Source organism: Stenotrophomonas sp. SrG, from assembly GCF_050031795.1.
In the GTDB taxonomy this organism is placed as follows: Bacteria; Pseudomonadota; Gammaproteobacteria; order Xanthomonadales; family Xanthomonadaceae; genus Stenotrophomonas; species Stenotrophomonas rhizophila_A.
In genome coordinates this window covers 229,632-236,665 of sequence record NZ_JBNBBE010000007.1, presented here as the reverse complement: position 1 = coordinate 236,665, position 7,034 = coordinate 229,632, and the positions used below count along the sequence as shown (strand labels likewise).

6 protein-coding genes are annotated in these 7,034 nt (G+C 66.8%); 2 read left to right on the top strand and 4 right to left on the bottom strand.

From position 1 onward, the window contains the following. Nucleotides 1–482 precede the first annotated feature (482 nt). Nucleotides 483–1,694, bottom strand: a complete 1,212-nt coding sequence (tyrS, locus tag ACQG3P_RS09275) for a tyrosine--tRNA ligase (protein ID WP_426804864.1) — start codon at nt 1,692–1,694, stop codon at nt 483–485. Between the two features lie 167 nt (nt 1,695–1,861). On the opposite strand from tyrS, the gene ACQG3P_RS09270 reads away from it, so the two are divergent. Both ACQG3P_RS09270 and ACQG3P_RS09265 read left to right on the top strand, forming a co-directional pair. Then, nucleotides 1,862–3,325, top strand: a complete 1,464-nt coding sequence (locus tag ACQG3P_RS09270; RefSeq protein ID WP_184126091.1) for a M23 family metallopeptidase — start codon at nt 1,862–1,864, stop codon at nt 3,323–3,325. A 66-nt stretch (nt 3,326–3,391) separates the two neighbouring features. Continuing rightward, nucleotides 3,392–4,516 carry an anhydro-N-acetylmuramic acid kinase gene (locus ACQG3P_RS09265; protein ID WP_426804863.1) on the top strand — a complete coding sequence of 375 codons (1,125 nt, stop codon included), beginning with the start codon at nt 3,392–3,394 and terminating at the stop codon, nt 4,514–4,516. A gap of 10 nt (nt 4,517–4,526) precedes the next feature. Here the strand turns inward: ACQG3P_RS09265 and ACQG3P_RS09260 are convergent, their stop codons facing one another. The 3 genes from ACQG3P_RS09260 to ACQG3P_RS09250 form a co-directional block, all read right to left on the bottom strand. Next, nucleotides 4,527–4,754 (bottom strand): hypothetical protein, encoded by a 228-nt coding sequence (locus ACQG3P_RS09260; protein ID WP_210133103.1) that lies wholly within the window; start codon nt 4,752–4,754, stop codon nt 4,527–4,529. An 85-nt stretch (nt 4,755–4,839) separates the two neighbouring features. Then, the gene (locus tag ACQG3P_RS09255; RefSeq protein WP_217538831.1) at nt 4,840–6,213 is read right to left on the bottom strand and encodes an AmpG family muropeptide MFS transporter; all 1,374 of its coding nucleotides are present in this window, start codon (nt 6,211–6,213) and stop codon (nt 4,840–4,842) included. Beyond that, nucleotides 6,210–7,010, bottom strand: coding sequence for an exodeoxyribonuclease III (locus tag ACQG3P_RS09250; RefSeq protein ID WP_068848720.1), 801 nt, complete (start codon nt 7,008–7,010; stop codon nt 6,210–6,212). The genes ACQG3P_RS09255 and ACQG3P_RS09250 overlap by 4 nt, the downstream gene beginning before the upstream one ends. Nucleotides 7,011–7,034: the final 24 nt, after the last annotated feature.

The following is a 7,034-nucleotide window of genomic DNA, read 5'->3' as shown; positions in this document are numbered from 1 at the left end:
ATCATCCTTCCTGCAGGCGCCTTCACAAGATACCTGCGCATACTGTCAAAGAACTTGGGAGTCGGCCTCAGCGCCTTCCTCCGTATGCCCCGACGTTTCCGTCGTTGCGAGCCGCCCATTATAGCTGGCTTTTCCGCTTCGTCAACACCTTTTTTCGAGGTGATTTGCGTATCGACTAACAGTCGATACCTACCTGGTGGTAGATCACGACCGTTGGTCGTGATGCCCGGAAGACCCGAGGGCCTTTCGTCGAAGCGAGCCGCCTATTATGTCAGGCTTTTCGTTTCCGTCAACACCTTCTTTCGAAGAAGTTGAAGTCCTGTTCCTTCGCGGCTGCCGCCTTGCGGTGGCCCCTGCGTCGGGGGAGGGAAAGTATGTCCCCAACCGCCTCGTTTGTGAAGGGGGTGCATGACTTTTTTTCACAGTTTTTTGCATTCATTCATGCTGGTTCCGCGCCCGAAGGCGCGAAACCCTTGTGGCGCTTAGGCGGCGACCAGCAGCACGCGTGCGAAGTTGCGCTTGCCGACCTGCAGCAGGCCCTCGAAGCCGGGCACGAACAGGTGCTGGGCATCGTCCACCACCTCGCCGTCCACCTTCACCGCACGCTCCTTGAGCTTGCGCGAGGCCTCCGAGTTGCTCGGGGTCAGGCCGGCTGCGGTGAGCAATGCACCAATACGCAGGCCTTCAGCGGGAATGGCCACTTCCTGCAGGGGCAACAGGGTCACATCGCCCTGCCCGGTCACGGCAGCGTTCCAGCCGGCAATGGCCAGCTCGGCCGCGTCGGCATCGTGGAAACGGGTGGTGAGCTCGCGCGCCAGGCGCAGCTTCACCTCACGCGGGTTGAGGGTGCCGGCGGCGACCTGCTCGCGCAGGCTGACCGCTTCGGCCTGGCTGATCTCGAAGGAAAGCAGCTCGATCCAGCGCCACATCAGGTCGTCGCCGATCTTCATGGTCTTGGTCACCATGTCGATCGCCGGTTCGCTGATGCCGATGTAGTTGTTGAGCGACTTGGACATCTTGGCCACGCCGTCCAGGCCTTCCAGCAGTGGCATGGTCAGCACGATCTGCGGCTTCTGCCCGTAGTGCTCCTGCAGGCCACGGCCCATGAGCAGGTTGAACTTCTGGTCGGTACCGCCCAGTTCGACGTCCGCTTCCAGCGCCACCGAGTCGTAGCCCTGCACCAGCGGGTACAGGAACTCGTGCAGGGCGATGGACTGCTGGGCCGCATAACGCTTGGCGAAGTCGTCGCGCTCGAGCATGCGCGCCACGGTGTGCTGGCCGGCCAGGCGGATCATGTCGGCCGCGCCCATCTTGCCGAACCACTCCGAATTGAAGCGCACTTCGGTCTTTTCGCGGTCCAGCACCTTGAACACCTGCTCTTCATAGGTGCGCGCATTGGCCAGCACGTCGTCCTTGCTGAGCGGCTTGCGGGTCACGTTCTTGCCCGAGGGGTCGCCGATCATGCCGGTGAAGTCGCCGATCAGGAAGATGACCTGGTGGCCGAGGTCCTGGAACTGGCGCAGCTTGTTCAGCAGCACGGTGTGGCCCAGGTGCAGGTCCGGGGCGGTGGGGTCGAAACCAGCCTTGACCCGCAGCGGGCGGCCGCTTTCCAGCCGCTGGCGCAGCTCCTCGATCTTGAGGATTTCATCGGCGCCACGGCCGATCTGGGCAAGGGCTTGTTCAATCGAGGACACGTGCAACTCCCGGCGATGCCTTATTTACATGAATGACGTTAAGTACAAGTTAACCGCAAGCGCTTCACAAAAGCCAATAGGCACAAGGGTTTGACGCGATATTTATACCTGTCTATGTTACCGACGTTTGGGCCCGCGCTACCGGGCCAGCCAGGAACACACCGACGATGCTGAATACCGATCAAGGCCGCGCGCGCAAGCAGCGCTTCAAGGAACGCCTTCACGTTCTCCACGACACCGCCCTGCATCGGAAGCTTCGACAGCATCTTCCCGCTGCTTTCAATGAGCGCTGGACCCGCCGCCACTGGATGCACGCCAGCCTGTTCGCCACCATCGGCGCCCTGGTGGCCACCATTGTCCCCGGCTTCTCGCACACCATCGAGTCGCCCTACTCGGTCAGCCATTCCACGCTGGCCCTGCCCTTGCCGCCGCTGTCCCAGGAGCGCCTGAAGCAGGTGCCGGGCGACAGCTGGCAGGTACTGCGCGTGCAGCGCGGCCAGACCCTGAGCAACCTGTTCGACGAGGCCGGCATTTCGCCCACGGTGATGCACCAGGTGCTGGAGCACCCCGGTGCGCGCGACGCGCTGACCAAGCTGCGCCCCGGCGCCGAGATCGCCTTCGACCTGCCGCTGAGCGGGGAGCTGCGCACGATCCGCTTCGACCGCGACGCCGACAACCGGGTGGAGCTGTCGCTGAAGGGCGAACAGATCACCGAGAAGGTCAGCAAGCGTGAGAGCTCCACCCGCCGGGTGGTGACCAGCGGCGAGATCACCAGTTCGCTGTACGCGGCGGCGCGCAAGGCCGGGCTGTCGCCGTCGGCCATCGCGACGATGACCGACGAGATCTTCAAGTACGACATCGACTTCTCCAAGGACCTGCAGCCGGGCGACCGCTTCAGCGTGGTGATGGATGAAACCTGGCGCGAAGGCGAGAAGGTGGACACCAGCAAGATCCTGGCGGCGACCTTCACCTCCGGCGGCAAGACCTACAGCGGCTTCCGCTTCGACCGCAACGGCAAGTCCGAGTACTTCGACGTGAGCGGGCGCCCGCTGAAAAAGAGCTTCATCCGCATGCCGATTCCCTTCGCCCGCCTGAGCTCGACGTTCGGGGCGCGCAAGCACCCGGTGCTGGGCAAGATGCGCATGCACAAGGGCGTGGACTACGCCGCGCGCACCGGCACCCCGATCATGGCCGCCGGCGATGCACGCGTGCAGTTCGCCGGCGTGCAGCGCGGCTACGGCAACGTGGTGATCCTCGACCACGGCCGTGGCCACACCACCCTGTACGGGCACATGTCGCGCTTTGGCAAGATCAAGACCGGCCAGCGCGTGGCGCAGGGCACGGTGATCGGCTACGTGGGCTCGACCGGCCTGGCCACCGGCCCGCACCTGCACTACGAATTCCGCGTCAACGGCGTGCACCGCAACCCGCTGTCGGTGACGATGCCGCCGCCGGAGCCGTTGCAGGGCAGCGAGCTGGTCGCCTTCCGCGCGCAGACCGCGCCAGCGCTGGCCCGCATCCAGGGCATGGAGAAGCTGATCTACGCCGACGCCAGCCCGGCGCCCAAGGCCGACCAGGCCGCTACCACCACGGCCAGCGCGGCCAAGCCGGCCAAGGGCAGCCGCGGCTGATCGCATGCATTGACGGCGGCAACAGGTTGCGCGGAAGCTGCACGCACCCTGTTGAACCGCCTGGCCATGACTTCAGCTGATCCGCATACCCCGCTCTACCTGGGCCTGATGTCCGGCACCAGCGCCGATGGCATCGATGCCGCGCTGGTGCAGTTTCCCGCCGAGGGCGGCTGCCGCTACGTCGATGGGCTCACCCACCCCTGGGAGCCCGCCATCCGCGCCGAGCTGGTGGCGCTGGGCGAAGGCGGCGAGCTGGGCTCACTGGATACGCTGGGCCGGATCGATGCGCAGATCGGCATCGCCTTCGCGGCCGCCGCCAACCGCCTGCTGGAACAGGCCGGGGTGAGCCCGGCGCAGGTGCGGGCGATCGGTTCGCACGGGCAGACGGTGCGGCACCGGCCGCTGGCCGATCCGGCGTTCACCTGCCAACTGGGCGATGCCAACCGGATTGCCGAGCTGACCGGCATCACCACGGTGGCCGACTTCCGTCGCCGCGACGTGGCCGCCGGTGGGCACGGGGCGCCGCTGATGCCGGCCTTCCACCTGGCGATGCTGGGCACGGCCGATGAGGACCGGGCGGTGTTGAACCTGGGCGGGATCGCCAACCTGACCCTGATTCCGCGCGTGGGCACCCCGCGTGGCTTCGATACCGGGCCGGCCAATGCGCTGATGGATGCGTGGTGCGAGCGGCATACCGGCACGCCGTTCGATGCCGATGGCGCGTTTGCGGCCAGCGGGCAGGTGGATGAGGCGCTGCTGGAGCACTGGCGGGCCGAACCGTGGTTCGCGCTGCCGCCGCCGAAGAGCACCGGGCGCGAGCAGTTTCATCTGGCGTGGGCCGAGGCGGCGATGGCCGGCCGCACCCTGGCGCCTGCGGACGTGCAGGCGACGCTGCTGGAACTGACGGCGGCCACGGTGGCCGACGCGCTGCTGGCCCACCTGCCGGAAGCAACGCGGGTGCTGGTGTGCGGCGGCGGTGTTCGCAACCCGCAGCTGCTGCGCAGACTCAGCGCGCGGTTGCCCGGGGTGGTGGTCGAGTCCAGCGCAGTGCACGGGCTGGACCCGGACTACCTGGAAGCGATGGGGTTTGCGTGGTTGGCGCACCGGACGCTGCAGGGGTTGCCGGGCAACCTGCCCAGCGTGACCGGGGCGCGCGGGCCGCGGATATTGGGCGCGATTCACCCAGCGTGATGGGTGCCGCCTAGAACGACTTGACGTCCGGGAGGGCCTGGAGGGCGGCGATGGCTTCGGCCAGGGCGTTTACTTCGGGGTCGTGGAAGCCGCTGCGGACCTCCAGTTCGCTGGCGAACAGGCCCTGCTCGAGCAGGACCACGCAGGTGTGTTCGCGGGTCCAGCCGCGTGCGACGGCGACCCGGCGGATGCGCTCGTTCAGCAGCGGATCGAGATCGCGCAGCACCAGATCAGCCATGTGTATTCCCCCGTTGGCAACGCACCGCCCCCACGGCACAACGGGTTCGATGATGGCCCAGCCGGGGGGTACGGGCAAGCACCCCTCAGCTGGCCGCGCGCAGGTGCCGGCGCTGCTGCACGATCAGCAGGGCGCACAGGATCACCACCGGGATGGCGATCAGCGCGGTGCCGATGAAGAAGAGCGCGTAGCCTTCCAGCAGGGTGCGGCCCTGGGCCAACGACTGCACCGCCCAGCCTGAGAGACCCTTCAGCGCCTTGCCGGGCATGGCATAGAACGAGCTGAGCAGGGCGTACTGGGTGGCGGTGTAGCCGATGCTGGTGAGGCTGGACATGTAGGCGATCAGCGCGGTGCCGGCAAACCCGCCCGAGAGGTTGTCGATGGCCATGGCGATGGCGAAGCTGGTCGGGTCCGGCCCGACGTAGGCCAGCCAGGCAAACGCCAGGTTCGAGGCCGGGCCCAGCACGGCGCCCACCAGAAGGGTCGCCAGCACGCCCCAGCGCACCGAGACCAGCCCAGCGGCGGCAATCCCGACAAAAGTGGCGATCAGGCCGACCGAGCTGCGCACCGCGCCCACCGTCTCTTCGGTCAGGCCGAGGTCGACGTAGAACGGGTTGGCCATCGGGCCCATGATGAAATCGGCCATGCGGTACACGCTGATGGCCAGCAGGATCAGGATGGCGCCGCTGCGGTGCTCGCGCACGAAGGCAATGAACGGCCCGACCAGTGCATCGAACAAGCCGCGCGGGGTCCACAGCGGGGCCGCCTGGGTCTGCACGGCGATCTGCGCGCGCACCGGTTCGCGCGCCATCACCACCGCCACCACGCCCAGCGCCATCAGGCCGGCCATGATTTCATAGGACATCTGCCAGCCGACGCGGGCGGCGATCAGCAGGATCAGCGCATCGGTCACCAGCAGCGCGGTGCGGTAGCCGAGCGCGGCGGTGGAGGTGAGCAGGCCCAGCTGTTCGCTGTTGTCGGCGCTTTCAATGCGCCAGGCATCGATGACGATGTCCTGGGTGGCCGAGGCGAAAGCGACCACGGTGGCCATGATCCCGAACACCAGCATGTGTTCCCAGGCGATACCCAGAATCAGGATCTGGCCACCCTTGGGATGGACCACGGCCATGCCGATCAGGGCGGCGGCCACCACCGCCTGGGACAGCAGCATCCAGCCGCGGCGGCGGCCGAAGCGACCCAGCAGCGGGGCGTCGACCTTGTCCACGATCGGCGCCCACAGGAACTTCATCGAATAGGCCAGACCCACCCACGACAGGAAGCCGATGGTGTCCAGCTCGATGCCTTCCTTGCGCATCCAGAAGCCGAGCGTGTTGCCCACCAGGTAAATCGGCAGGCCGGAGCTGAAACCCAGCAGCAGCATGGCCAGCACCTTGCGCTCGCGCAGGTTGGCCAGCACCCGCTGCCACGGGCGACGGGGCTTGGCGGCCGCTTCACTCATGGGGCGTAGTCCACCGTGAACGGGGCATGGTCGGAGAAGCGTTCATCGCGGTAGATCGAGCAGCCACGCAGGCGATCACGCAGGCCGGGGCTGACGAACTGGTAATCGATGCGCCAGCCGACGTTGTTGGCGCGGGCCGCGCCGCGGTTGCTCCACCAGGTGTAATCCTCGCCGGTGGGGTGCAGCAGGCGGTAGGCGTCGGTCCAGCCCTGGCCGCCGGCCACGTCCAGCGCCTGGCCGGCATCCACGCACTGGCCATTGAGCCAGTCGCGCTCGGGCGGCAGGCAGCCGGAGTTCTTCTGGTTGGATTTCCAGTTCTTGATGTCCAGCGCGGAGCGGACGATGTTCCAGTCCCCGCACAGCACGTAGTCGCGGCCGCTGGCCAGCCACTGGGCCAGGATCGGGCGCAGCCACTCCATCACTTCGTACTTGAAACCCTGGCGCAGGTCGCCGGAGCTGCCGGAGGGGATATAGAAGGACACCACGCTGAGGTTGCCGTAGCGGGCCTCGATGTAGCGGCCTTCGTCGTCAAACGGGGCCCAGCCCAGCGAGGTGATGACCTGGTCGGGCTCACGCTTGCTGTAGATGGCCACGCCGCTGTAGCCCTTCTTGGTGATCGCGTCACGGTAGAAGCAGTGGTGGCCGTCCGGGCGGAACATGGGATCGGTCAGCTGGTCTTCCTGGGCCTTGGTCTCCTGGATGCAGAGCACGTCGGCATCCTGGGCACGGAACCACTCGAGGAAACCCTTGGTGGCGGCGGAACGGATGCCATTGGCGTTGAAACTGATGATGCGCATGCTGACCCGGGTCTGGTACGTAAC